The organism is Hyphomicrobium sp. MC8b (genome assembly GCF_905067615.1).
In the GTDB taxonomy this organism is placed as follows: Bacteria; Pseudomonadota; Alphaproteobacteria; order Rhizobiales; family Hyphomicrobiaceae; genus Hyphomicrobium_B.
Window position 1 is genome coordinate 3,756,180 of sequence record NZ_LR898465.1, and the last position, 25,761, is coordinate 3,781,940.

At 59.0% G+C, this 25,761-nt stretch carries 19 protein-coding genes; 9 read left to right on the plus strand and 10 right to left on the minus strand.

Annotation, left to right across the window (positions count from 1 at the left end; translation table 11 throughout):
• Together ACLB1Z_RS18065 and ACLB1Z_RS18070 are read right to left on the minus strand one after the other, a co-directional pair.
• Positions 1-1,599 (minus strand): sigma 54-interacting transcriptional regulator, encoded by a 1,599-nt coding sequence (locus ACLB1Z_RS18065; RefSeq protein ID WP_409563307.1) that lies wholly within the window; start codon positions 1,597-1,599, stop codon positions 1-3.
• Positions 1,600-1,700: 101 nt separating this feature from the next.
• Positions 1,701-3,044, minus strand: coding sequence for a CmpA/NrtA family ABC transporter substrate-binding protein (locus ACLB1Z_RS18070; RefSeq protein ID WP_409561084.1), 1,344 nt, complete (start codon positions 3,042-3,044; stop codon positions 1,701-1,703).
• A 431-nt stretch (positions 3,045-3,475) separates the two neighbouring features.
• On the opposite strand from ACLB1Z_RS18070, the gene ACLB1Z_RS18075 reads away from it, so the two are divergent.
• The 6 genes from ACLB1Z_RS18075 to cynS all read left to right on the plus strand — a co-directional run bounded on the left by ACLB1Z_RS18075 (position 3,476) and on the right by cynS (position 9,048).
• The gene (locus ACLB1Z_RS18075; RefSeq protein WP_013949582.1) at positions 3,476-4,027 is read left to right on the plus strand and encodes an OsmC family protein; all 552 of its coding nucleotides are present in this window, start codon (positions 3,476-3,478) and stop codon (positions 4,025-4,027) included.
• 60 nt (positions 4,028-4,087) lie between these two features.
• Positions 4,088-5,263: an acyl-CoA dehydrogenase gene (locus ACLB1Z_RS18080; RefSeq protein ID WP_409561085.1), complete on the plus strand. Its 1,176-nt coding sequence runs from the start codon at positions 4,088-4,090 to the stop codon at positions 5,261-5,263.
• The gene (locus ACLB1Z_RS18085) at positions 5,260-6,603 is read left to right on the plus strand and encodes an FAD-dependent oxidoreductase (RefSeq protein ID WP_409561086.1); all 1,344 of its coding nucleotides are present in this window, start codon (positions 5,260-5,262) and stop codon (positions 6,601-6,603) included. The genes ACLB1Z_RS18080 and ACLB1Z_RS18085 overlap by 4 nt, the downstream gene beginning before the upstream one ends.
• A 70-nt stretch (positions 6,604-6,673) precedes the next feature.
• Positions 6,674-7,582, plus strand: coding sequence for a nitrate ABC transporter permease (gene ntrB, locus ACLB1Z_RS18090; RefSeq protein ID WP_409561087.1), 909 nt, complete (start codon positions 6,674-6,676; stop codon positions 7,580-7,582).
• A 55-nt stretch (positions 7,583-7,637) separates the two neighbouring features.
• Positions 7,638-8,558 carry an ABC transporter ATP-binding protein gene (locus tag ACLB1Z_RS18095; protein WP_409561088.1) on the plus strand — a complete coding sequence of 307 codons (921 nt, stop codon included), beginning with the start codon at positions 7,638-7,640 and terminating at the stop codon, positions 8,556-8,558.
• 40 nt (positions 8,559-8,598) lie between these two features.
• Positions 8,599-9,048 carry a cyanase gene (cynS, locus tag ACLB1Z_RS18100; protein ID WP_013949587.1) on the plus strand — a complete coding sequence of 150 codons (450 nt, stop codon included), beginning with the start codon at positions 8,599-8,601 and terminating at the stop codon, positions 9,046-9,048.
• Positions 9,049-9,133: 85 nt separating this feature from the next.
• Here the strand turns inward: cynS and ACLB1Z_RS18105 are convergent, their stop codons facing one another.
• From ACLB1Z_RS18105 to ACLB1Z_RS18135, 7 genes are all read right to left on the minus strand, one after another.
• The gene (locus ACLB1Z_RS18105; protein ID WP_409561089.1) at positions 9,134-10,204 is read right to left on the minus strand and encodes a cytochrome-c peroxidase; all 1,071 of its coding nucleotides are present in this window, start codon (positions 10,202-10,204) and stop codon (positions 9,134-9,136) included.
• Between the two features lie 121 nt (positions 10,205-10,325).
• Entirely contained in the window at positions 10,326-10,859 is a 534-nt protein-coding gene (locus tag ACLB1Z_RS18110) for a hypothetical protein (protein WP_409561090.1), read from the minus strand.
• Between the two features lie 61 nt (positions 10,860-10,920).
• Positions 10,921-13,134, minus strand: coding sequence for a TonB-dependent receptor (locus ACLB1Z_RS18115; RefSeq protein ID WP_409561091.1), 2,214 nt, complete (start codon positions 13,132-13,134; stop codon positions 10,921-10,923).
• Between the two features lie 381 nt (positions 13,135-13,515).
• The gene (locus ACLB1Z_RS18120; RefSeq protein ID WP_409561092.1) at positions 13,516-16,863 is read right to left on the minus strand and encodes an error-prone DNA polymerase; all 3,348 of its coding nucleotides are present in this window, start codon (positions 16,861-16,863) and stop codon (positions 13,516-13,518) included.
• Entirely contained in the window at positions 16,860-18,401 is a 1,542-nt protein-coding gene (locus tag ACLB1Z_RS18125) for a Y-family DNA polymerase (RefSeq protein WP_409561093.1), read from the minus strand. Before ACLB1Z_RS18125 ends, ACLB1Z_RS18120 begins: the two co-directional genes overlap by 4 nt.
• Positions 18,325-18,972, minus strand: a complete 648-nt coding sequence (locus ACLB1Z_RS18130) for an ImuA family protein (RefSeq protein ID WP_409561094.1) — start codon at positions 18,970-18,972, stop codon at positions 18,325-18,327. The genes ACLB1Z_RS18125 and ACLB1Z_RS18130 overlap by 77 nt, the downstream gene beginning before the upstream one ends.
• A 118-nt stretch (positions 18,973-19,090) precedes the next feature.
• The gene (locus tag ACLB1Z_RS18135; protein WP_409561095.1) at positions 19,091-21,589 is read right to left on the minus strand and encodes an EAL domain-containing protein; all 2,499 of its coding nucleotides are present in this window, start codon (positions 21,587-21,589) and stop codon (positions 19,091-19,093) included.
• A gap of 475 nt (positions 21,590-22,064) precedes the next feature.
• Here ACLB1Z_RS18135 and ACLB1Z_RS18140 point away from each other — a divergent pair, with 475 nt between their 5' ends.
• On the plus strand, positions 22,065-22,475 hold the full coding sequence (locus ACLB1Z_RS18140; RefSeq protein WP_409561096.1) for a hypothetical protein: 411 nt from the start codon (positions 22,065-22,067) through the stop codon (positions 22,473-22,475).
• Positions 22,476-22,559: 84 nt separating this feature from the next.
• On the opposite strand, the gene ACLB1Z_RS18145 is transcribed toward ACLB1Z_RS18140, so the two are convergent.
• A complete protein-coding gene (locus tag ACLB1Z_RS18145) occupies positions 22,560-23,816 on the minus strand; it encodes an MFS transporter (protein ID WP_409561097.1) in 1,257 nt (418 codons plus the stop codon).
• Positions 23,817-23,918: 102 nt separating this feature from the next.
• On the opposite strand from ACLB1Z_RS18145, the gene ACLB1Z_RS18150 reads away from it, so the two are divergent.
• Positions 23,919-24,353 (plus strand): septal ring lytic transglycosylase RlpA family protein, encoded by a 435-nt coding sequence (locus ACLB1Z_RS18150; protein ID WP_409561098.1) that lies wholly within the window; start codon positions 23,919-23,921, stop codon positions 24,351-24,353.
• A gap of 100 nt (positions 24,354-24,453) precedes the next feature.
• The gene (locus ACLB1Z_RS18155; RefSeq protein ID WP_409561099.1) at positions 24,454-25,737 is read left to right on the plus strand and encodes an NAD(P)/FAD-dependent oxidoreductase; all 1,284 of its coding nucleotides are present in this window, start codon (positions 24,454-24,456) and stop codon (positions 25,735-25,737) included.
• Positions 25,738-25,761 lie beyond the last annotated feature (24 nt).

Sequence of the window (25,761 nt, forward strand, 5' to 3'; positions counted from 1 at the left end):
TTAGAATTTCGTACCTTCGGCCTTGAACTTGCGAAGCCGATACGAGAACTGCCGCTCCGTCAAACCGAGCCGTTGCGCGGCTCGCGATTTGTTGCCGCCGGAAAATTCTAGAGCACGCTTAAGATCGTCGGGTCCGTGCGACGCCGCCGGAAGATAGGGGCGAACAGGCATCACGGATGACATCGGTTGCCGCGTCTGATGGTGCTCGCTCGGCGGACTGATATCGAAGACGCGATCGGTCAGCAAGGCGGAAACCTCGACACGTCCGAGAACCGGTGCGCTCGCGAGAAGAACCAGACGTTCGATGAAGTTCGACAGTTGACGGACATTTCCCGGCCATGGCTGTTCGACGAGATAGTGCATCGCGTCGGCCGTCAACGCGACCTCCCGCTTGTTCGCAACGTTCGCGCGGCTCAAAAAATGACGGACGAGTTCGGGAATATCGCTCTGGCGCTGCGCCAGCGACGGTAGAAGAATGGGAATGACGTTGAGACGGTAGTAAAGGTCCTCGCGAAAGTCGCCGCTCTCGACCGCTCCGGCAAGATCGCGATTGGTGGCCGCCACCACACGCATGTTGACCTTGATCTCCCGCTTACCGCCCAAGCGGACGACTGTCCCCTCTTGCAGCGTACGCAGCAACTTAGTCTGCATGAGCAGCGGCATCTCGCCGATCTCATCGAGAAAGATCGTGCCGCCGTTGGCTTGCTCGAACCAACCCATGCGGGCTTCGCTCGCGCCGGTAAAGGCGCCGCGCTCGTGCCCAAAAAGCTCCGATTCAAACAGCGTTTCGGGAATGGCTGCGCAATTGACTTTGATAAACGGCTTGTCTTTTCGCGGCCCGGCGACGTGCAGCGCGTGGGCGAAAAGCTCTTTTCCGGTTCCCGACTCGCCAAGCAGCAAAACGCTCGCGGTGGCGTCCGCGACCTGCTCGATCTGCGAGATCGCACGCAGCAGGGCCGGCGAGCGTCCGACAATGCCGTATTGTGTTGCCTTGTCGCCGGCCGGTGCCGACGCTGCATCGCGCGCCTCGATGGCCCGCATCCGCCGATCAATGCGATCGTTGAGCGTTAGAAATTGACCGAGGATCGCAGAGAGAATTTTGAGAATGCGAACATCGTCCTGCAGCGGGCGATCCCTATGGCGTATCCTGTGACAGGCCAGCGCACCGACGGTGCGGTCTTCGACGCGGATCGGGCAGGCAAAGAACGAGACGACGCCTTCCGGCAACTTGCTGCGTTCGACCGCGCGGCCAAGAAAGCTTGGGTCTTTATCGATATCCTGGACGATAATGAGTTGGCCGGTCTGAATGACGTAACCTGTGACGCCTTCGCCGAGTGCATATCGGCCGCGCGCAGCTTCTGCGGACGTCAACCCGTAGTAATAAGCGATGCGGTAGATGTCTTCGTCAGGCGACTTCAGCACGATGCGGCCGCGGTTCAGCCCAAGCATCTCCGAAAGCAGGTGCAGCACCCCGCGCGCAACCTGATCGAAGTAGAGCCCCTTCCCGATCAGGTTCGCGACTTCCTGAATCAGATAAAGCTCCTGAGCCCGCCAGAAATTGCTGCTCTCGCGTTGTGATTTCTTCTCGCTCGCCGTCATAACGCTTTCGATTGCATCTCCGGACCTTTCATAACGCGAAATCGCCCGCGCCGACGATGCGGCGCGGGCGTCCAGTGCCGAAAGATCGCGGATCGAGCGTGTCACCCGGCGCGACTTATTGCAAAGGACTTCAGATATTCGTCCGGTTTGGCGGGATCGAATAGCTTGCCCATAACACTGAACGTCTTTGTCGTCGCTTGTGGCGGCGTCAAACCTGCTTGTTTCATGGCCTTCGCCGCGTCCGTCACAAGGTAGACCTCGCGCGCGACCGATTGATAGTCAACGTCGCCCTTGATCTGGCCCCAGCGCTTCATCTGCGTCAGCGTCCAGACGGCGAAGCTTTCGTAAGGGAACGGATCGAATGCGATGCGAGCCGGGTCCTTTTTAACGCCGCCTAGACCATCAGCGTAAGTCCCAGTCAACACCTGCTCGACCACAGTCAGCGGCTGATTTAAATAGTTCGTTGGTGCGATGGCCGCGGCGATCTCCTTGCGATTTTCCGCCTTCTGCGCATAGGCCGTCGCCTCCATGATGGCGCGCAGCAACGCCGCGGACGTGTTCGGCGTCTCAGCGATCATCTTGCGCGACAGCGAGAAGCTGCAGCAAGGGTGACCGTCCCAAATCTCTTTGGAGAGAATGTGAATGAAGCCGACGCCGTCGTATACGGCGCGCTGGACGAGGTTGTCGGGTGCCAAGAAACCGTCGATGTTGTTGGCGCGCAGGTTGGCGACCATCTCCGGCGGCGGCACCAAACGAAGCTGCACGTCGGTATCGGGATCAATGCCGTGCTCCGCCAGATAGTAGCGCAGCAGATAGTTATGATTTGAGAAATCGTAGGGTATTGCGAACTTGAAGCCTTTCCAGTTCTTCGGATCGCGATTGTTCTTGTGCTTGTTGGCCAAACAAATGGCCTGACCATTGATGTTCTCGATTGCGGGCGAAACGAACGGCGCTTTCGTCGATCCGAGTCCGAGTGAGATCGCGAGCGGCATCGGCGCCAGCATATGCGCTGCGTCATATTCGCCGTTGATCGTCTTGTCGCGGACGATGGCCCAACCCGGCGTCTTCATGAGCTGCACGTTGAGCTTCTGTTTGGTGTAATAGCCCATCGGCGCCGCCATGATGATCGGCGTCGCGCAGGTGATCGGAAGAAATCCGATCTTGAGGTCGGTCTTTTCTGGCTTGCCGGTTTCCTCCAGCGCTTCGGCCGCTGCCTTGACCGGAAAGAGATGATTGAGTGCGGCCGCAGCTGTCGTCGCGCCGACAGCTTTCAGGAAGTTGCGCCGCTCCAGCGGATTGGGAAACACAGCTCTGAAAAGTGCGCGCTCAGTCGCTCGCTCAAGGGCGCTGGCTTGACCCGATGTCGCAATGTCATGCGCGGCTTGATCGTCGTGCCCCCCGCACGAACATCCGCTTCGACCGCCTGCCACTTTGTCTTTATCCATATCGCACCCCAGTTGTTGCATGGATCGGCGCTTCGCAACAGCTGTGCCAAGGCCTGGAGTTTTGAAATAGACGCGCAGAATCAATTGACTACGTAAGCGCGACGCTGTGACAGAGCGGCCAGTCCCCGCCTCTTGTCGACTTTCGTCGACATTTTGTCAGTGCCTTCGCCATGGCTAGGACAGCCCATCTAGGACTCCTCTCGCATCCCAATCGCCAAGCAAAAAAAGACCGTCGACATTGTCGACAAATTGTTGGCGAGAGAGGCGCATTCGAAATGCGCCCGATATGGCGCCACAGTCAATCTAACAAATTGAATATGTTTATGAATTTTTGGTTGTTTACGATTGCTTGAGGTCTTGGCACGCGGCTTGCGGATATCCCCTCGAAGGCGACGGAAAGACCGTCAATCCATGAGAACCGAGGAAACAGCATGACCGCCTCTGCCCAGACCAAGACCATCGAAACCTATCTTCGGCCGATCGACCGCGACGGCCTGATGGCATTCGCCGAAAAGGGCCGTAACAACCCCGGCTCCCGCGGCACCAACGTCGTCAAGACGGTGTGCGAGGGCCAATACCGCACGCTCAGCTATGTCGGCGACCACACGCCGGTCGTCGTCGACGAGCCGCTGCATCTCTTCGGTCAGAACACCGCTCCGGCTCCGGGCGAGATCGTCCTCTCAGCGCTTGGCGGCTGCCTTGCCGTCGGCATCACGGCCGTCGCGACCTGGAAGAACGTGCGGCTGTCGAAACTTGAGCTGAAACTTGAAGGCGACATCGGCAACCCTGCCGCATGGGGTGCAGGCGGCGCCGAGCGTGAACCGTCGCAGATGGGCTTTCAGGAAATCCGCGTTACGGTCGACGTCGAGGGCGACGCCAGCCGCGAAGAACTCGCGGAAATCGTGCGTCATGCGAACTATTTCTCGCCGGTCGCCAACACGATGCGCAACCCGATCCCGTTCAAGATCGCAGTCGCCGACTGATTGCCGATGAAGAGACCGGCTGCCCGGTCTCTTCCCCATTTCCTCAGCGGGAGTTCCACAATGCAGACTGTCCTCGCGTTAAAAAAGAACGCGCCGAGCGGCGATGCAGCTCCGCCCGTCAGTGCCCGGCCAGACGAGGAGATTCTGTCGCGCACGCGCACGATTGCCGAAGGCCCTTTGCGCGACCAGGCCAACGCCATCGACAAAGGACACTATCCTCTCGACATGATGCGCGCCTTGGGCGAGGCCGGAGCCCTGTCGGCGCATCTCAAAAGCGGCGGTGAGCGCTTCGGCGTCGCTATCGAGGCGATGCGGGCCGTCAGCAAGTCGTGCGGCTCGACCGGCTTTCTGACATGGTGTCACGACGTATTCGGACTCTATCTCGATCAGTCGCCGAACCGATCGCTGGCCGACCGCATGCTTGCCGCCCACGCGATGGGCGAGACCTTCGGTGGCACCGGCCTGTCGAACCCCATGAAGGCCTTCGCCGGGATTGAGCCAATGGCGTTGAAGGCCGTGCGTGCTCCTGGTGGATATCGCGTTTCGGGCACCCTGCCGTGGGTCAGCCATATCGGGCGCGGCCAATATTTTGGCGCGATTGCGCAAGTCTTCGATGGTTTTGGTGCCCCATTGCACGAGATCATGTTCGTGCTCCGCTGCGACGAGCCCGTCGAGTTGCGAGAGTGCCCGGCATTTTCGGGGATGGAAGGCACGAGCACGTGGAGTGTGCGACTGACCGACGTCTTCATTGACGAGTCGGATTTGATTGCCGATCCGGCGCGGCCGTTCATCGGTCAGATTCAAGGCGCGTTTATTCTTCTACAGTACGGAATGGCGCTCGGCATCATCGACGGCGCAATCGAGTCGATGCTGGACGTCGAAGGCGTGCTCGGTCACGTCAATCAGTATCTTGCCGATCGTCCGGCAGACATCGTAGCGGAGTTCCAAGAGCTTTCGACCCGCGCATCGAAGCTTATCGAAACCCCATTCGAACGATCGAAAGATTTTCTTCTGGATGTCATCGACGTCCGCGCGCAAGCGGCGGAGCTAGCGTTGCGGGCGACGCAGTCGGCGCTGATGCATCAGGGCGCGCGCGGCTATCTGATGTCGGCCGCGCCTCAGCGCCGCATCCGGGAAGCGCATTTCGTTGCTATCGTCACCCCGGCGATCAAGCATCTGAGGCGCGAGATGGAACGCCTGTCGAAAGACGTGCAGCCAACGGAAGCGCAACCATGAGCACCAAAACACGAATGATCGAACCAACCGACGGCCGCGGACCGTGGAAGCGTTTCATCTGCCGCGTCTGTGGATTGATTTACGACGAAGCCGAAGGCGACATCGACAGCGGACTTCCGCCGGGCACGCGTTTCGACGACATTCCAGACGATTGGGAATGCCCAATCTGTAACGTCACCAAGGCCGATTTCGATCCCTACGTGCCGCGTGCCATTACGGATATGCCCGTATCGACGGCGGTGCGGTCGCGCGAAACAGGCGTCGTCATTGTCGGCGCGGGTGCTGCCGGATGGGCAGCGGCGGAAGCCATTCGCGCCCACGACGGCACGCTTCCGATTACCGTCGTTACCGGTTGCAGCGGGGATGTCTATTATAAGCCTGAGCTTTCAATTGCATTGACGCGTGGTGCGACGCCCGAAAGCCTGACGCGAGAAACCGGCACCGAGGCGGCCGCGCGCCTTGGCGTTCAGTTGCTGCCGCAGACGTATGCGGTCGGTCTGTCGCCAAATCTCGGGATGCTGCGGACCACGCGCGGCACGCTGCGTTTTAACAATCTCGTTCTCGCGCAAGGGGCGCGCTCAGCGGCGCCCGATTGCTTGCCGCCCGAGCTCGTTTGGCGCATCAACGATCTTACCACGTGGAGCGGGCTTTATCGTGCGCTCTCGACCGGTCCTCAACGTATCGTCATCGTTGGCGCTGGAATGGTCGGATGCGAATTGGCCGAAGATCTTGCGCGTGCGGGCCATCACGTCACACTCTGGGCGCCGGACAAGCTGCCAATGCGGCCCTTTTTACCCGTGCCCGCTGCCGCGCGGCTTGCCGCTGGACTTAAAAGCGTCGGCGTGACGTTCCAGGGCGAACAGAATGTAAAGCGCGTCGCGCGAAGTAACGGTAAACTGCTCGTTGCGACCATGAAGGGCGACACGATCGCAGCCGACCATGTCGTCGCGGCTACCGGCTTGGCAACGGAGCAGCGGCTATCACGCAGCGGCGGCATTGCATTCGACCGCGGCATCATCGTCGATCCGAAAACGATGAGAACGAGCGCTGCGCACGTCTACGCGCTCGGAGACTGCGTGACCATCGGCGGCGCGCCATGCCGCTATATCGAGCCGATCCGCGGCCAGGCGGAGGCAATTGCCAAAGCTATCCTCGGACATGAGCACGAGGGCTACGTTCATAAAATGCCGACCGTTCGCCTGAAGACGCGATCGACGCCGATCGTGCTCGAAGGCTGGATCTCGGCCTATGGCGAGTGGCGCATCCTGCGCGACGATGCAAGCGCGCTGATCATGGAGCAATGGGTGGGAACCGAGCGCGTTGCCAAGCTCGCTGCATGATGTTGCCGCTCGCGGGAGCCACGCGATCTCCCGCTCATACTGCGCCGGAACTTTCACGGAGACTTTGAAGATGGCCACGACAGATATCACCACCTCAGGCGCATCCCTCCGGCGCAAAGAGCGCGGCAGCTTGCCGAAGTTTCCGCTGGCAATCCGCGCAGCGTGCTTATCGCTCGTCATCCTCCTCCTGCTAGTCGGGGTATGGCAGCTCGCAACGACGCCGGCCGCTAGCACCGCGACGTCAGTCGACCCAGAATACGCAGCTCTTGTTTCAGGTGCCGCCGCCGAAGGACAGAAGACCGGCTTTCCAACGCCGGCCGACTTTGCGTCGACGCTCTGGGGCCAAATCAAAAATCCGTTTTACGTTCATGGCCCCAACGACCAAGGCATCGGCATTCAGCTCGGCTACTCGCTGGGACGCGTGCTGCTTGGCTATTTTCTTGCGGCAATAGTCGCGATTCCGCTAGGATTCGTGATCGGCATGTCGCCGCTCATCCACCGCGCGCTGGATCCCTTCATTCAGATCCTGAAGCCGATTTCGCCTTTGGCCTGGATGCCGCTCGCGCTCTACACGATCAAGGATTCCAGCATTTCAGCGATCTTCGTGATCTTCATCTGTGCGCTCTGGCCCATGCTGCTCAATACCTCCTTCGGTGTCGCAAGCGTGCGTAAGGAATGGCTGAACGTTGCAGCCACCCTTGAGGTCAGCCCGTTGCGCAAGGCGTTTCAGGTCATATTGCCGGCGGCCGCTCCCACGATCATGACCGGCATGCGAATTTCGATCGGCATCGCGTGGCTCGTCATTATCGCAGCCGAGATGCTCGTTGGCGGTACCGGCATCGGATACTTCGTCTGGAACGAGTGGAACAATCTCTCGATCTCCAACATCCTGACCGCGATCTTGCTGATTGGTCTGACCGGCATGGCGCTGGACGTCATCCTGGCGCGCGCGGCCCGGCTGGTCGCCTATCGGGAATGACGTCCGCCAGCGGAAGATTGCAATCACTCACCCCAGACCCGAACACGAGGACGCCATGGAAAAGCCACTGATCTCCATCGAAGCCCTGGCTCGGCGCTATCCCAAGCATGGCGGCGGCGAGACTACCGTCTTTGAGAATATCTGGCTGCCGATTGCGAAGGGCGAGTTCGTCTGTCTCATCGGGCATTCGGGTTGCGGCAAGACGACAATCCTCAACGTTCTAGCGGGCCTCGACAATCCGTCTGATGGCGTGGTGATCGTCGACGGCCGCGAGATATCGGGACCGAGCCTCGATCGTGCTGTCATCTTCCAGGGGCACTCGTTGCTGCCATGGATGACAGTCCAGCAGAACGTCGCGTTCGCGGTGAAGTCCCGTCATCCCGATTGGCCGAAGGCGAAAATTCTTGCGCACTGTCAGACGTATATTGATGTTGTCCATCTCAAAGGCTCTGAGCAGAAGAAACCAGCTGAGTTGTCGGGCGGCATGAAGCAACGCGTCGGCATTGCCCGCGCGCTCGCCATCGAGCCGAAGATGTTGCTGATGGACGAACCGTTTTCGGCACTCGATGCACTGACGCGCGGCTCGTTGCAGGACGAAGTCCGCCGCATCTGCACCGAGACGCAGCAGACCGTCTTTATGATTACGCACGACGTCGATGAAGCATTATTGCTCGCTGACAAGATCGTACTGATGACGAACGGTCCGCATGCCAAGATCGCGGAGATCGTTGAGAATACGCTGCCGAAAGACCGGCAACCGGCGACGATGCATCGGCATGCCAATTACTATCCGATGCGGAACCATCTTCTCGATTTTCTCGTCAGTCGCTCGAAGACGTTCGACCAGGAAATCGCGGGCAAGGCCTACGATCCCATGCGACCTCCCATCGTGCGCCCAACTGCAAAACCAATGCGGGTCGATGCCGAGAAAGATGCTGCCGCGGCCTCCGTCGACCGCGCTGCCGTAACAGCCTGAACCGAAATCTTTAGCCATCCAAACCAAAGGAGTGACGCGCATGAACCGCGCCGAAGTGACCGAACTTGTGCTTTCCGCAAAACGGATGAAGGGCCTGACGTGGGCAGAGATTCAGCAAACCGTATCGGTCTCGACCTCACCGATCGTCGTCACAGCGGCCCTTCTCGGACAGATGCGTCTGGAGCCTGAGGAAGCTGAGCGTGCCGCGAAGCTGCTGGATCTTCCCGAGGAAGCGAAGATCATTCTGACGGAAATTCCCTACCGCGGATCGCTACCGCAAGTACCGCCGACCGATCCGCTGATCTACCGCTTCTACGAATTGGTTCAGGTCTATGGTACGACCTGGAAGGAACTCATTCAGGAGGAATTCGGCGACGGCATCATGTCGGCAATCGATTTCGATATGACGCTGGAACGTCAGCCCGACCAGAAGGGCGACCGGGTGAAAATCGGCATGTCTGGAAAGTTCCTCGGCTATCGTCGCTATTAAAGCGGCGTGACCGCTGCTGCCCTCGCACGGCGAAACTGATCAAACAAGGCCATCGCACGGATTTCCGCGCGATGGCCATTTCGTTTCAGTTGTCGACGAGAGATTCGTAAGCCCGGTCCGTCAACGTCTTCAGGAATGCGATCAAAGCATCGACGTCAGCATCGGACAGTGGTCGCGCCTTCAGATCGGGGGTTGCGAGATTGATGCCGTCTTCCGGTGCGTTCCACGCTGTTCCGGTTTCCGGATTAATCTTCCCGACGCTGCCGGCTGAAAATCTCAAGTGAAATAGGACGGCGGTGCGCAGCTCCTGAAAGGCGCCGTTGTGCATGTAAGGGCCGGTGACGGCAATATTGCGTAACGTCGGGACCTTAAACGCACCGTCATAGGTCGGGTCATTCGCTGCAGGATTTTGCATGAGACCATGGTCGACGCGTTGAGCGGCGCTTCCGTTCAGACGGCGAACCGCAACATTTTCCGGAACTCCCAGATTATAGTACCGGAAGTTTGTGAATGCATCGTTGCGCGAATCTGCGACGCCCGTGCTCGAATGACAGCGGGAGCAACCCGCCCCGTTCGCGGCGAAGAACAAGTCGCGTCCCCTGGCTTCGTTTTGCGAGAGCGCCGCTTCGCCTCGGAGCGACTTGTCATACCTGGAATCGAACGGCGCGAAATCGGACGTCTTCAAATAGGCCGCCAATGCGGTCTGAAGTGCCGCGAATGCCTTTGGCGTATCGTCCAAGACGCTAGGTCCGAAAATTGCATGAAAGGCCGCTTGATAATCCGCGCTCTCGCGAAGCCGCGCGACGACGCTTGCCTCATCTGGCATGCCCATCTCTATTGGATTGAGGATTGGGTCGCGCACTTGATCCGTTATGGTTCGCGCTCGGCCGTCCCAAAACATTCCGCCTGCCGCCGTGTGCTCTGCCGAGATATGAAACGGTGGCGTCATCATGATGTAGCTGAGTGTCGGCGAATTTCTATCGCCGAGCGAGTGACCGTCGCCTCCACGAGAAACCGCGCCTTGCACGTCTCCTAGCGCACGTGGATCGGTGAACGCCAACTCCGGCGAGTGACAGCTTACGCAGTTCTGCTTGCGGCTGAACGAAAGGTTTCGATCTGCGAAAAGCGCCCGGCCAAGTTCGATCGGCGTACGCAAGCTTGCGGCCTCGACAGGACGGGATGCTACCGCGGTCGCGATTGATGTGGCCGCCAACAAGCCGATGAAGGCCCACCGTCGGCTCTTACAAGCCACAGCTATGCTGCGGGACGCATTCACTTCATTTTTTTTCCGCGGCATGGATGGTCAACTTCATGGATTTATCCGGCGCCCCGCTGATCTGAATGATCGCAGGCCCAGCGCCAAGATCGTACTGCACGCTCTTGCGCAAACTTTTACAATTCTTGTCGCCGGAAAATGCGACCGTGGAAACCAACGCATCGTTCTGGACGACATCAATCCAGGCGTGGCTGGGAATCGTGATTTGATAGAGCCCGGGCTTGCCCACATCGGCAATCGAGAACCAGCCGGAAAAGCTGTTTTTCGCTATGGCTTGTTTCTTGATGCCAGGTGTCGCCGGTAGCTTGACTGATGGCGAGGGTTTGAGCGTCAGCTCGATCGCCTTATCAGGGATCGACACGATCTTGCCGCCTGTCTCCACCGCTTCCGCGTCCGGCGCGGCGACCCAACTCAATTCGGTCGCAGCGGACCATTTAAAACCGGTGCACGTCTCGGCGGAGGCTACTCCGGAAAACGCCGCCACCAAGGCCGCGATCGGTAAAAGAGATTTCAGTAATGGAAAATTGCGCGACATCTCTATTCCTTATCGAAGGCCGGCGCTATCGAAGCGCCGGCGATATGTTGAGATCGTGATCCTAGAATTGCGTGCGCATGCCGACGTAGAAGTTGCGTCCCTGCTCGGGATAGCCGTCCGTCAGCGTGTAGTTCTCGTCCGTTAAGTTGCGAGCGTTAAAGATAAGGCTCGTCTTGTCGTTGATGTCGTATTCGGTCTGAAAGTTCGCGAGCGCGAATGCCCCAGTTTCGTAATACACGGTGCCGGCGGTGTTTACCGTCCAGCGATCAGTGGCGAATTCGACGTTCGGCGTGATGCTCCAGGCGTTGGTGATCTTGTACGTGGCGTAGGCAATGCCCTTCACCGCCGGCAGGCCGGTCAGCTCGAATGATGGGTTGTCGGGATTATGCACGTCACGGCGGATCCAGGTGATGTTGCCACCGACGAGCAGCGAGTCGTTCACTGCATAATCGATTGAATATTCTATGCCGTAGTAATGGCCGTCGCCGACGTTCTGGCTTTGAGTCACCGCCTGCCCATCATAGATGAACGGCACCGATTGAATGAGGTTGGTGACATCGCTGTAGAACACAGCAGCCGACATCTGGCTGTTGCGCGCGAAATTGTTGGCCCAGCCCACTTCGTAATTGATCGAACGCTCAGGCTGAAGACCCGGATTCGACGTGGCGCCGCCGAAGCGTGAGCTGAAACGCTCGAAAATCGTGGGGAATCGAGTGCGGTCGGAAACGCTCGCGTGCACCGTGCCGGTATCGTTGTAGCGATAGACGATGGCCGACTGCCAATTGAGCGCGTCGGTATCTTTCTTTGGATATTCGAACAGACCGTCGGTCGTCGTGAACTCCTGGGCCTCGTAAAGCCTGCGCCAGTCGTAGCTGATGCCAGACACGATATCGATGCGATTGGTGGCGCGGAGCGTGTTCTCGAAGGCGACGGAATAGGTGTCTTCCAGATCGGTTTGATCAGGTTCCCAGAAGCAGGGCGTGGTTTTACCGCAAGATACGCCCTTGACGTTGTAGCCTTGCGATTCCGTGTGGTTATCGCGCCGATAAAGGAAGGTTGACTTCAGCGTGTCCCACGGCGTGATGTCGAGGCCGTACAGGATGCTGCCGCCGCCCGCCCAGTCGTTATAAATACTATCGAAGGCTTTTGGAGTCTTCTGCGTGGTCTGAGCCGCATCGTCGTAGCTCATCAGGTTATCGCTGAAAGTCGTGTAGTAAACTTTGGTTTCGACGAACGACGCCGGAGAGAGTTTCGTATGTGAAAGCCAATAGATGTTTTGCTGCGTGGTGTCCGGCCAATCCCAATAGCGCTGCGTCGAGACGGGATCCGTTACGTGGTAGGGCGCGCCCTTGGAATTGTTCATTCGCACGTAGTTGATCGAATAATCGTCGGTCGCATTCGGGGTCAAACCGATTTTGGCGTTGGCTTCCCAATTGCTCTTGTTGGAATGATCGCGCTCGCCGCCGTTTTCGACCGACGTCGGCTTGAAATTGTCCGACAGGTACCAGCCATCCAAATCAAGCACAGAGCCGCTGACCTGCGCATAGTATCCGCGCTGCCGCGTTCCGAACGACGCGTAGGTTCTATAACCCTCGTATTGTCCGTCACCGCCGAACATCATGCCGCCTTCGATCTGGCCTTCGAACGGTTTGGTCGGCTTTTTGGTCACCATATTGATCCAGCCACCCATGCCGCCGGGTCCGTTGAGAACCGACGTGTAACCCTTCGCAATCTGCACTTCGGACAGATTGGCTGTCAGGAAGCTTGAGAAGTCGATGCGGTTATCGGCGGGACGATAGATCGGGATACCATCTATCGAGATCGGAACCTGCCAGCGGTCAAAGCCGCGGACGAAGATCAGCTGTTCGTTGCGCGTGCCGCCTGAATTCGATGCGGCGACGCCGGGAGCCAGAGACAGCGACTGATCCAAGGTCGCTTTCGAGAACGTCCACATAGCGTCGTTCGTGATCGCCGTGCCGCCGACCATATCGATTTGGCCGAGGGTAAAAACGCCTGCGGATCCTGGCAGGCCCTGACTGGATGCTGCGGTATCGGTGCCGCCGTCGGCTTTTTTAGATTTGCTGGCTGTACCTTTTGACTTGCCGTCGTCGATGCCCGCGGATGTGCTGCTGGGCTTTTGCGAAATGAGCTGTTTCGGAGCTGCCACCACGACGGGCGGCAAGGCGACGGACGATGCATCCTGAACGTTTTGTGCAGCTTCTTGGGCTTTCAGGTTTCCAGCAGATGACATCGCAAAGGCAGTGAACGCTAACACACGAACTTTTCGCCGGCACATTCGCTAATTCCCCCAACTCCAATTACGCAAACGATATAGCCGAACGACTATGTTGAAAGTTGCGGGGATGCAATACGCATGGCCGAGGCGATGGCGCCTATCGGATGCAGTGTGGCAGTTTGGTTTCAGTGAACAGATTAGTGAATCGAAATGTCGCTTCCACATTGCCCACTTGCCGAAGACTGCGTGTGTTCGTTCGCAGTCGAGGCATGCAACTGGGTCACGACTTCGGGGATCCGCGGTGGCGTCTTTCTCTCCGACACGTACTTGATTTCGGCGAGCCACATGGTCCTGCCTGTTTCATGGCGCCTGCGGCTGTGATCTTGAGAGACCAAGTCCTTCGTTGAAAGGGGCGTTCGATCAATGAAAATCCCTAGAGCCCGGCAGAATGCGGACGTTGCGGGGATGGCCCGCACGTGAATGCTGGGGATGCACGAATTCGTCGGCATTAGATAATTCGATCGTCGGCTCGTAGGCGTCTGAAAGGCGAGAAAGCTCAGCCGTCCGGTCGATGACACGCGCCGCCATGAGATGGATAACGTTTTCGGGACTGCGCTGCACTTTGCCTTCGATCAGCAGCAACCGGGCGCCCATAACCTCCTTGCGGAACTTCTCGAACGTACGCACCCAAAGCACGGCGTTCGTAATTCCCGTCTCGTCCTCCAAAGTTATGAAAATGGCATTGCCCTTGCCCGGGCGCTGACGCACGAGAACAACTCCGGCGACGCGTCCTCGGCTGCCGTCACGTTGAGCCGCAAGCTCGGCGCAGGTGGCAATGCCTTCGCTCCGGAAGATGTCGCGCAGACATTCCATCGGATGGCCTTTGAGCGACAAACGAGCGGTCTGGTAGTCCACTGCGATGTTTTCTCCGAGCGACATTGACGGCAATTGCGCATTAGGCTCGTCACCCAGATCCGGCTCGCGCGCGGCAGCGAACAACGGCAGTTCGTCTGCCTCCGGCAAACGCCGCGCCGCCCACAACGCGTCTCGGCGATGAATACCGACAGAGCGGAAGCAATCGGCATCGGCAAGCACGCGAAGCGCCCGTTGCGGCAGACGGGTGCGCTGCGCCAGGTTATCGAGGTCGGCATATCCGTTTCGGCGCAGCTCAATCAGCCGTTTGCACCACGCCTCCGACAAGCCGTCGACTTGCCGGAAACCGAGACGCAGCGCCGTTTTGCCGTCGGCGCCAGCGCACAGCGTATTGTCCCAGTCGCTTTCGTTGACGTCCACCGGATAGACTTCGACGCCATGATTGCGCGCGTCGCGCACGATCTGTGCCGGGGCATAAAATCCCATAGGTTGCGCATTCAGAAGCGCGCACGCGAAAGCCGCCGGATAGCGGCATTTTATGAAGGCAGAGATATAGACGAGCCTGGCGAACGCGGCGGCGTGACTTTCGGGAAACCCATATTCGCCGAAGCCTTTGATCTGCTCAAAGCAGCGCTGTGCGAAATCGCGATCGTAGCCACGCTCGACCATACGCTCGACAAGCATCGATTCGAATTTATGGATCGTGCCGACATTGCGAAACGTCGCCATTGCGCGACGAAGCTGATTGGCCTCGGCATCAGTGAACTTTGCCGCGACCATCGCGAGTTGCATCGCCTGTTCCTGAAACAGCGGAACGCCGAGCGTTCGCGACAGCACGTTGCGAAGCTCATCAGGATCGTGCGGTGGCGCGGGCGATGGAAAGGTTATCTCTTCCGGATTTTTGCGGCGGCGCAGATAGGGGTGCACCATATCGCCTTGGATAGGCCCCGGCCGTACGATCGCGACCTGGATGACGAGATCGTAGAACTCTTTCGGCTTCAGGCGCGGGAGCATGTTGATCTGCGCCCGGCTCTCGACCTGAAAGACGCCGATTGAATCGCCCTTCTGCAGCATTTCGTAGACATCCGACTGCTCGGCAGGAAGGTCGGCGAGATCGAAGCTCTTGCCTTCGTGCGTGCGGATCAGGTCGAACGCCTTGCGGATGCAGGTCAGCATGCCCAGCGCGAGAACGTCGACTTTCATCAGACCGAGAACATCGATGTCGTCCTTGTCCCATTCAATGAAGGTCCGCTTATCCATCGCGGCATTGCCGATGGGAACAATGTCGTCCAGCCGTCCCCGAGCCAGCACGAAGCCGCCGACATGCTGCGAGAGATGGCGCGGAAAACCGAGAATACGTGTCGCAAATGCGATCGCCTGGCCGATGACCGGATTGCGCGGGTCAATGCCGGCTTGCCGGAGATGCGCTTCGGACAGTTTCGATCCCCCGCTTCCCCACACGGTTCCGGCGATGCGGCTGGTGATGTCTTCACTCAAGCCCAGAACTTTGCCGACTTCACGAATAGCGCTGCGCGGGCGATAGCGGATCACCGTCGCCACGAGGCCCGCGCGCTCGCGTCCATAGCGCTTATAGATGTATTGGATGACCTCTTCGCGCCGTTCATGCTCGAAGTCGACGTCGATGTCCGGCGGCTCGCGCCGCTCGCTCGAAATGAAACGGGCGAAAAGCAAGTTATTGCGTTCAGGATCGACCGACGTGATCCCGAGCACGTAGCAAACGGCGGAATTCGCTGCTGAGCCTCGTCCCTGACACAGAATTTTTTGTTCATTGGCGTAGCGGACGATGTCGTAAACGGTGAGAAAGTACGGTGCATACTCGAGCTTGGCGATGAGTGCCAACTCGTCCGCCACCTGATTTCGCACTTTATCCGGGATGCCTGCCGGATAGCGCTCGTGCGCTTTCTGCCACGTCAAATGCTCAAGCCACCCTTGCGGTGTCCAGCCGGGCGGAACGGGCTCGTCGGGATACTCATATTTAAGCTGCCCAAGAGAAAAGTCGATGCGCTGAAGAAGTTCCTGCGTGGCGGAAATGGCGGAAGGACAGTCGCGGAATAGCTGCGCCATGTCCGCGGGTCGCTTGAGGTGGCGCTCTGCGTTGGCTTCGAGGCGCCGGCCCGCCGTCTCGATGCGCAAGCCTTCGCGGATGCACGTCAGGATGTCTTGCACCTCCCGTTGCTCCGGTATGTCGTACAGAACGTCGTTTGTGGCGATCAGCGGCACATGCGTTAAAGCAGCGACGCTCATCAGATGATGCAGCTCTTCCCGATCGTTTCCGCGCAAATGCATTGCAGCGGCAAGCCATGTTTTTCCGGGCGCTGCTTCTGAAACAATTTGCACATGCGCTTCGAGGCCACCGCGCACCGACGGCGGCATGAGGATCAATTGCAAATCGGCGCAGTCCGAAAGCAAATCGTCGCGTTGCAGACTGCATTCGCCCTTCTTGGCCTTTAGCTTGCCAAAGCTGAGCAGACGGCAGAGCCGCGCCCAACCGGCCCGATTTTCGGCATAGGCGATGATATCCGGGGTGCCGTCGATGAAGACGAGGCGTGCGCCGACGAGCAACTTGAAATTTTTTGCGCGAGCTTTGACGGCTTCTGAAATGCCGGCCCAATCGGCGGCGTTCGCATCGTCGATCCAAGCGTATTCGCCGGGGCCGGAGCCTTCGCGGACTTTTTGCGGAGCGGGCAATCCTTCGTTCCGCAAGTCTTCGAGAGCGCCGTAAGCTCTGACGACGCCGGCGAGTGTATTGCGGTCGGCAATGCCTATCCCCGTATGGCCAAGAAGGACGGCGCGCGCGACGAAATCCTCAGGGTTTGAGGCGCCGCGCAGAAACGAGAAATTCGTGGTGGTAGCAAGTTCGGCATAGGGCGTCATGGAAACACTCCATGCAGGAACCACCGAGGCTGTCCATCGGCCGCCGTTACGGCTGCGCGGAAAATCCAAAAGCGCCGCCCTTCAGAGCTTTCGACACGATAGTAGTCGCGCACACCATAGTCTAACTGTGGGCGCCACCATTCTTCGGCAATGCGCTCCGGACCGATCGCGTTCGCAATGCGATGCGTAACGCGGCGCCAGCGGATGCTTTCCAGCCTATCGTCTTTATCGGCTTCGACGTCGATTGGATGCGGGCGCGCATAGATCAGTGGCGGACGCAGACCCGCCCTGCTTTGGATCGTCCCCTGCTCCCATTCGTGTGGCGACGCGGGAAGCGCAGCCGGAACCACAGCCTGCGCCCGTTCCGGAATATGGCTATCGACCGGCTGCAATCGCATTACGCGCTCGCGTCCGAACATGATGCTCAGCCGGTCGACGAGTTGCGCGACCTTGTCTTGCTGGTCGTCTTGCGCATTGAACGTGCACTGGCTCTCAGTCCACGGTTCAGCGCGCGTCGCCTCGAAGCAAATGAGATCGAAACCGAAGCCAGGATCGAGCGGGTCGGCGAGGCCATCGAGACGGTCGCGGTAGAGGCGCAAGATCCCTTCAGGATCGCGTGTCGGGCGGCTTGTCTCGACGCGGATGCGGCGGACGACGCCGTCAGCCCGAAAAAAAGTTCCCGTAAAGATGCGGCCGCCGACGCTTCGCGCTGCCAATTGATCGCAGACGGACGCAGCCAGATCGTCGAGCATGTTGGCAATGACCTCGTGGCTCGCAACCGGCTCGGCGCAGCGCTGCTCGGCCCTGTAAGGCGCAGGCTGGCGGCGAGGCGCGATTCGTCTGTCTTCCTCTCCGAGCACGCGGGCGAGCTTGGCCGTGAAAGCCGACGAAAAACGGGCGGTGAACAGCAAGGACGGCCGGTCGGCAATCTCGGCGACAGTCCTCAGCCCGGCGCGCCTCAAGGCAGTTGCGTCTTCTTCCGCGCATTCGAGCGCCGCGACAGGAAGTACCCGCACAAGCCTAGCGTCCTCGACAAAGCATGGATTGACGTCAGAGAAGCGCGCCAGTGCGCGCGCCATATCAGGCGTCGGAGCGACGGCAAGTTTCGCGACTGAGATGCCGGCCGTCTGCAAAACCTTCTGCAGGCGCGCGGCAAGCATCGTCTCACCTGCGAAGAGATGGCCGCATCCTGTGATATCGAGTGCGAGACCGTCGGGCGGATCCAAGGTGACCGAGGGCGTAAAAGCCAGCGCCAGATCGGCAAGATACGCAACGAAAGCGGTATCGGCTGAGAGATCGGCCTCAATGGCGCGCAATCGCGGCATCCGCGCCCGCGCGTCGGCGAGCGTCATTCCAGCTCGCAGGCCGACGGCTAGAGCCCGGGAATCGACGGCGGCCAATTGCGAGACGCCCTTGACCTTGGCAACGAAGACCAGCGGCAGAGGTGCGCCGCCGCCGTTGTCACGCTGCCAACGATCCGACGACAGGAACGGCATCCAGAGGCACAGATACCGTCTGCGCGAAACATCGCCGCTCATGATCCCACTCCAAGATACAGCTTCTCTCATCGAGACCCGACGAGCTTTTCAGCACGAACACGTCGAAGGCTGCCCGCCGCTGGCCGTTCGGCTTCATCAGAGGTGCACCCTGCACGCGCCAGCGGATTTGCGCGGCATTGGGGGCGATGCGGCCACCGTGCCGAATGAGCACGATCTCGACTCCCGACTTCTCCGCAGCAAGTTTCAATCGTCGGCTGGCCGTTAGGTCGATCGGAGCGGCCGTCTCCAGGATGACGGCATGCAGCGCACTGCAACGCACGCCTTCAAGAGCGGCGCGCAGTCCGTCAACGGAAGAACGCGCTTCCACAACGATGCAGCTCTCGGGAGACAGGCCAAGCGCGACCAAGCCCGGACCATAGGCGTCTCCGGTTTCCGCGATTGCCGCTGCCTCGCGCACCCACAAAAGCATGGCATCGCGCGGCGCTGCTGCCTTCGTCTGGGCCGCCAGCGTCAGGCCGAAGCCGACAGCCGCAGCGGCATGCCCCGGCCCGGCGACGACTTCGCGAAGAATGACAGGGGCTGAGGGGGCGTAAATCGAGAGCGGCAGCATGGCAAAAGAGAAAGAGCCTCAGACATGATTGTTCCCTTTTTGTTCTACAGCAGGATAGCCGCCCTGTCCAGTCCTGCTTTTGCAGTCGACAAGGCAGCGATCTCGCGAGAGATGCCGCTCAGACAGCCTCTTTCTCCAGCTTCGGTGTCCGATGCGCCATCAGATACAGAATCTCATCCGCCGGCCGTGGCTCGCTGAAGAGATAGCCTTGCACCTCGGTGCAGCCCTCATGGCGAAGCTGTAGCAGCTCCGCTTCCGTTTCGACCCCCTCCGCCGTCGTCGCCATGCCGAGCGCATGGCCGATGCTTGCAACGGCACGCACGATAGCGATGGAATCCGGATTGGCCTCAAGATCCTGAATGAACGACCGGTCGATCTTGATCTTGTCGAACGGAAACTTCCGCAGATAACCAAGGCTCGAATAGCCCGTGCCGAAATCGTCCATAGAGATGCGGACGCCGAGGGCGCGCAGTTCATTCAGCATCGCAACCGTTGCATCCGTATCGCGCAGCAGGACCGTCTCGGTGATTTCAAGTTCGAGGCGATACCCAGGCAGGCCTGACTTCGCCAGCGCACCGACAACCTGAAGAACGAGCGCATTGTTCTTGAACTGCAGCGGCGAAAGATTTACGGCGACCTTGACGTCTGATGGCCATTTCATCGCATCTGCGCAGGCGCGATCCAGCACCCAGTTGCCGATTGCGCCGATCAAACCGATCTCTTCGGCGAGCGGGATGAATTCCACCGGAGAAACCATTCCGCGCGTCGGGTGTTGCCAGCGCACGAGCGCTTCGAAGCCGCTGACCTCGTTCGTGTCGAGAGAAATTAGCGGCTGGTAAAAGAGTTCGAGCTGGTTACCGTCAATTGCCTTGCGCAGATCAATTTCGAGCGCGCGGCGTTCCTGCAGCTTGGCGTCCATGCCAGGCTCGAAGAAGTGATAGATGCCACGACCCGCTTCTTTGGCGCGATAGAGTGCCATATCGGCGTTCTTCATCAGCTGATCCACGGTGTTGCCGTCCGTCGGAGCCATTGCAATACCGATGCTAACACCCACCGCGACCTGGTGCCCGAGCACTTCGAACGGCGCACTCAATTCCGCGATGATGCGCTGCGCTAAGATCGTGACTCCGAGAGGCTGATCGGCATCGATTTGCACGATTGCAAACTCGTCGCCGCCGAGACGCGCGATGATGTCATGTTTTCTGACGCAGGCGCGCAGCCGATCCGCCACCGCCTGGAGCAGAGCGTCCCCGACGGGATGCCCAAGCGTGTCGTTGACCGTCTTGAAGTTGTCGAGGTCGAGACAAAGAATTGAGACGGTGCGACCGTGCTCGGCGCCCTTGAGCGCCATTTCCATAGCCTCGTGGAACCGCACTCTGTTGGGAAGGTCGGTCAGAGCGTCATGATGCGCCATGTGGGCGATTTTGGCGTCCATCTTGCGCCGCTCGGTGATGTCTTCATGAATAGCGATTGAGCCACCGTCACGCATCGGCTGATGGGAAATGGCGATGACCTGACCGTCGGTCAGTTCTTCGATTCGATAGATTGGATCGCGGCCGGAGGCCGACTCGATATGATCGACCAAAGCCATTTCCTGAAACTTCGAGAAATGGCCGTTCTTACGGCGCTCCCGCAATATCGATCGGAGGGGCGTGCCCGCGACGGTCAGCTCTGTCTTCAGACCGTAGAGCTCGGCATAGCGCCGGTTGCAGATGATGAGATTTTGCTCAGCGTCGAACATGCAGAGACCCTGAGGCAGGTTGTTGATCGCAGCATCGACACGGGCGTATTGAACAGCCAGCGACTGTTGGGCCTCGGCAAGCTTCGTCAGCATTGATTGGAATGAACGCGCAAGCGTTCCGATCTCGTCGGAGCGGCGGAGCAGATCCTCATCAAGATCCAGTAACATCGCCCCGCCTTCTCGAACTCGCAGCGCAGCTTCACTGAGATGACGAAGGGGACGCGCCTGCGAATAGTGAACGAGCGCCAACGCCAATAAAACGATTAACGACGTGCCGATTGCTAAGATCGCGATGATAACCTCAAGCATCGCGTTCTGCTCGGCTTCCGCCTGGGCAAGGACCTCACGGGATTCAGCGCCGAGGAGATTGGTCAGCCGGTTCATCTGCCCTAGCGCGTCGTCGAGCGCCGCATCGAAACGGAGATCGAGCATTTCATCAGCACGACGTTTCTTGTCGCTGGAGAGGATCGCATCGCGAAGCGGACGTACGGTGCCTTCGAGATATCGCAGCTTGCTCTGGATGAGGTCGCAATCTGCGCCACGCGCGGGGAAATAATCGGCGACGGCGGAGATCCAGCGGCGTGCAGCTGCGATTTGATTGATGGCTTCGCGGCTGGCCATCCGCGCATCGTCCAAGTCCGATGCGGACATGCTTTTATAAACAGCCAAGCCGACATCGTTCAGGGCCGCCTTGGCATCGGACAACGCGAGGCGTGCGGGTCCAACACGCTCAATCATTGCGCGATTGACCCGATCGAGACTTTGCGCCCCTTCAAGCACGAAGAAGTTAGCGAGCGCCGATAGCGCCCCAAGGGAGACGATGAGCACCGCGGCTTTGGCGGCGATGCCGAAGCGGAAAACGATAGGCACTTTCATGAGAATCTATGCTGCCAGTTGGACCGGCGCCGGCATTAGAGCAAAAGTGTTTTATCTTCACTAACGCGTTGAAAATGATGCCTAATTCACTTTCTAATATGTCAGTTTGATGACAATGAAAAATGCACAGAAAAATGATGTCGAGGCGGACGCGCCGGGCAATCTCTTTGGCGTCAGCACGTCGCTCGTACTCCGACGGTGGCCTCATGTAGGTCTTCTAACCACCACGAGGTCGACGGCACTTAGCCGATGATCGACACAAGCGCAGCTTAAGAATGATGCGTTAGGGCCCACGAAGAGGGTCACGCCGGACTCAAACAAACGTGAACCGATATGGCCAAGCGGCTTACTTTTTTTCTGCAGCGGGCACCATACGTCAAACATAGCGATCTTAAATTCCCGCTCGCGCAACTCGGACGGGGCGCGGGGAGGTTTTCGAGTCGCCGAAGCCAACTTGCCAGAATGGAGATCCCCTATGTCTCGTCTGAAAATCAGCAGTGGAATCGCCGCCGCCACTCTTATGCTGTTCGCCGTACCGATGTCGGCCTACGCCCTCGTAGAGAATCCTTCTAGCACTATGTCGCAAACGCCGCCTTCAGTGATTGTGTTCAACCAGAAACCCAAGGACGGCCAAATCAACGTCACGTATGCGTTTATGCCGTCGGCTGGGCACTTCGTGATTTACGGATCGAGTGGTTCGGGCAAAGCCAATGACTCGATCGTCGGCAGTGTGAAGCTCGATGCCGGCGCGCACAACGACTTCAGCGTCAAGCTCGATAAAGATTTGCCAGCGGGCACATCTTTGTGGGCTTCGCTCACAAACTCCGACAAGCAGCCCTTCTGGAAAAAATCGCTCCCTCTGCAGAACGAATTTTTGATCAAGTAACAAGGCTGCAAAGCCTTTGTGCATGACCGCCAGATCGACAAACGCCGGAGCGAAAGCCCCGGCGTTTCTTTGCATAGCCTGCTATCACTCGCGGATGGCTTCGGCTGCTACGAGTTCCGTGCGGAATTTCAGCCAGAGTACGACTGACAGCACTGCGAAAGCGCCCAGCGTCGGAAACATCGCGGCGTAACCGAATTGTTGTGCCATCCACCCGCCGATCGCGGGACTGAGCGCGGCGCCGACGCCTTGTGTCGCCATCACAGCGCCTTGACCGGCGTTGATGCGTCCAGTGCCATTCAATATGCGCGCAACCAATCCCGGGACGGCAACACTCTGCAAACCTGCGCCAATGCCATCGAGGATTTGCACGGGGTAGACGCCCCAAGGCGTCAGCAGCTGTGCAGCGATGACGCCCCGCACCGGCAACGCCAAGAACGAGATCAAAAGCACCGGCCAATACCCGCCGCCTTCAGCCATGTGCATCGCGACAATCGAAGCAACGATCATGCTGGCTTGTGCGACGATGATCGTCATCGCAACGAACGACGGACCGCTTACTTGTCCGTGCGAGACGACGGCCATACCGTAAAGCGGCAGCATCGCGCCGTTGCCGAGATGAAAAGCCAAAAGAGCGACCGCGAGAATAAGAAGCGGCTTGCATTCGAGCAGCACGGCAAGGCTGCTTGCCGACGAGTCGCTTTCACCTTCCTTCATTCCGCGGGCGGCGGCATGGTCGATCGATGACGGCGGGATCAGCATGATGCATGTTATCGACAGCACACCGAACACTGCGGCCAACGCGAAGATGGCGCCATAGCCGAATTTCCATCCCAGATAACCCGACAAGGCGGCGCCGATGACGTTGCCTGCATGGTTGAAAGCCTGGTTTCTTCCATTCTGGCGGTTAAATCCGCGCTGCCCGACAATTCCGAGCGTAATGGCGTTCATGGTTGGAACGATTGCGGCTCCGGCGATAGCTGTTGCGACTTGCGATGTCGCGACGACCCAGAACTCCTGCGACAGCAAGATGATCGCCGACGCCGCTATCGTGCTGATCCCGGCGACGACAACCCATGCTCGTTTGGCATGCGTGCGATCGATGAATGCGCCTGCGGGGATGACCATCAGCATTCCGGCGATGCCACCAATCGTCATCACAGTGCCGATCAGTCCGCTTTGCCAGTGATGCCCGAGCAGATAGACGCCGAGAAACGGACCGATCCCGGCCTGAAAATCCGCCATAAAGAAATTGACGGCGAGCAGCGGCCAAAGGTGAGCGCCCGCAAGTTCTGGCTTCGTCTGCCTATCGATTGAAAACTCGCGTGCAGACGACCGTTGCACTTCCCTGCTCCGAACAATAAAGCCGCGATGAAGACGACTGACCAATCTTAAAAGTTCCCGCGGCCCTGCCCGCCGTTGGTGGAATGCACATCGGGGGAATGCTTGAAACACAGCTCTATTTGTTGGCTGACCATTCCGGGGGCGGGGATCCAATTTTTCTCGGAACAAGCAAGCGGGCACGGCGTTTCGTTCGCAAGGAGTGCGACCATGTATAAAGCGACGTTATTTCTTGTGTTTATTCTATTTTCCTCAGATTCCCTCTGCGCAGGACAAATCGGCATCGCCTCAAAATTTTGCGAATTATCGCGCACCGCCAGCGGACGATCCTATCCGTGCACGGCGCTGGTCGCTGCTCATCGCTCTCTGCCGTTTGGCTCTCGCGTAACAGTAAAAAATCTGGCGAACGGTAAACGCGTGACGGTGACGATCGTGGATCGCGGGCCGTTCGTCAAAGGACGGATTATCGATCTTTCCGAGGGCGCGGCGCGCCAACTCGGCTCGGCGGATTTGATGCGGGTGGAAATTTCGGTCCAATAGCCCGCGACCGAATGTTCGCGGGCCCGTCAGGTTCTTTACAAGCTTTCATATAAATGAAAAACTTTCGCCATTCTTCATTTAGGAAGGATGGGGACATCTCGTGACAGCTTTCACGACCGCTTCGGCATGGGCCGATACGTCTTCAGGGACGCTTCCCGATGATCCGCTGCGGCCGGACGAACATTGCGACCTTGCGATCGTCGGTGGCGGGATTCTCGGGCTTTGCTCTGGCCTTCATGCGGCGCGACAAGGACTTGCTGTCCGTATTGTCGATGCGGCGCGGATTGCCGACCGCGCTTCGGGTCTCAACGGTGGGCAGGTCATCGCGGGATTTAAGTACGATCCTGATTGGCTCATCGAGCATTTTGGCGACAAGCGAGGATCAGCACTGGTGTCGTTCGGTGCGTCGACGCCCGATGCCGTCTTTGGGCTCATCGAGCGCGAGAACCTTAACGTCCCACGACAAGCCAAAGGCTGGATCCAAGCTGCGCATTCTGAAACGGCATTGAAGGCCGCGGAAGATCGCGCGGCGCAGTGGATCGCGCGCGGTGTGCCGGCAAAAATTCTTACCGCCGATGACGTGACACAGATGACCGGAGCGCAGGGCTATCTCGGTGGCTGGCTAGATCCGCGCGGCGGAGCGATCCAGCCTTTTACGTACACACGCGAGCTTGCGCGCATCGCCGTGGCAGCCGGCGTTCGCATTGCGGAAAACACGCGAATTTCGCGGTTGCGGCGCGAAAATTCGTCATGGGCGCTTGCGACAGCAGATGGAAAAACACTGCATGCGAAATCCGTTATCGTTGCGACGAACGCCTATGCAGACGGTCTTATTCCGGGCCTCGCGCGCACGCTGTTACCGCTGCACTCATTCCAGATTGCAACCGAGCCGCTCCCCTACGAGGTGCTCGCAAATATTCTTCCCGGCGGCCAGGTCGTTTCGGATTCGCGCCGCATCGTCACCTATTACCGCAGAGGACCGGACAATCGCATGCTTCTCGGCGGGCGCGGCTCGATGGCGGAGCCAACGAGCCCGAAAGCCTGGGCGCACCTCGAACATGCGCTGAAGCGGCTCTATCCCGCTCTCACCGATGTAAAAATCGAAAAGCGCTGGTATGGGCGCGTCGCCGTCACGCTCGATTACTTACCGCATGTTCACGAACCGGAGCGCGGCTTGATGGTCGCCGCGGGATGCCAAGGGCGCGGCGTCGGCCTGATGACGGCGCTCGCTCCGCGCCTCGTCGACTATCTCGCGTCACGAGATCCCGAATGCATTCCGCTCCCAATCACGCCGATAAATCCGATCCCGTTTCACGCGTTTCGCAACATCGGCATCGGTGCAGCCATCGCGTGGTACCGGCTGATCGACATGCTGGAGCGCTGAGTAATACAGCGATTGACATTTTCG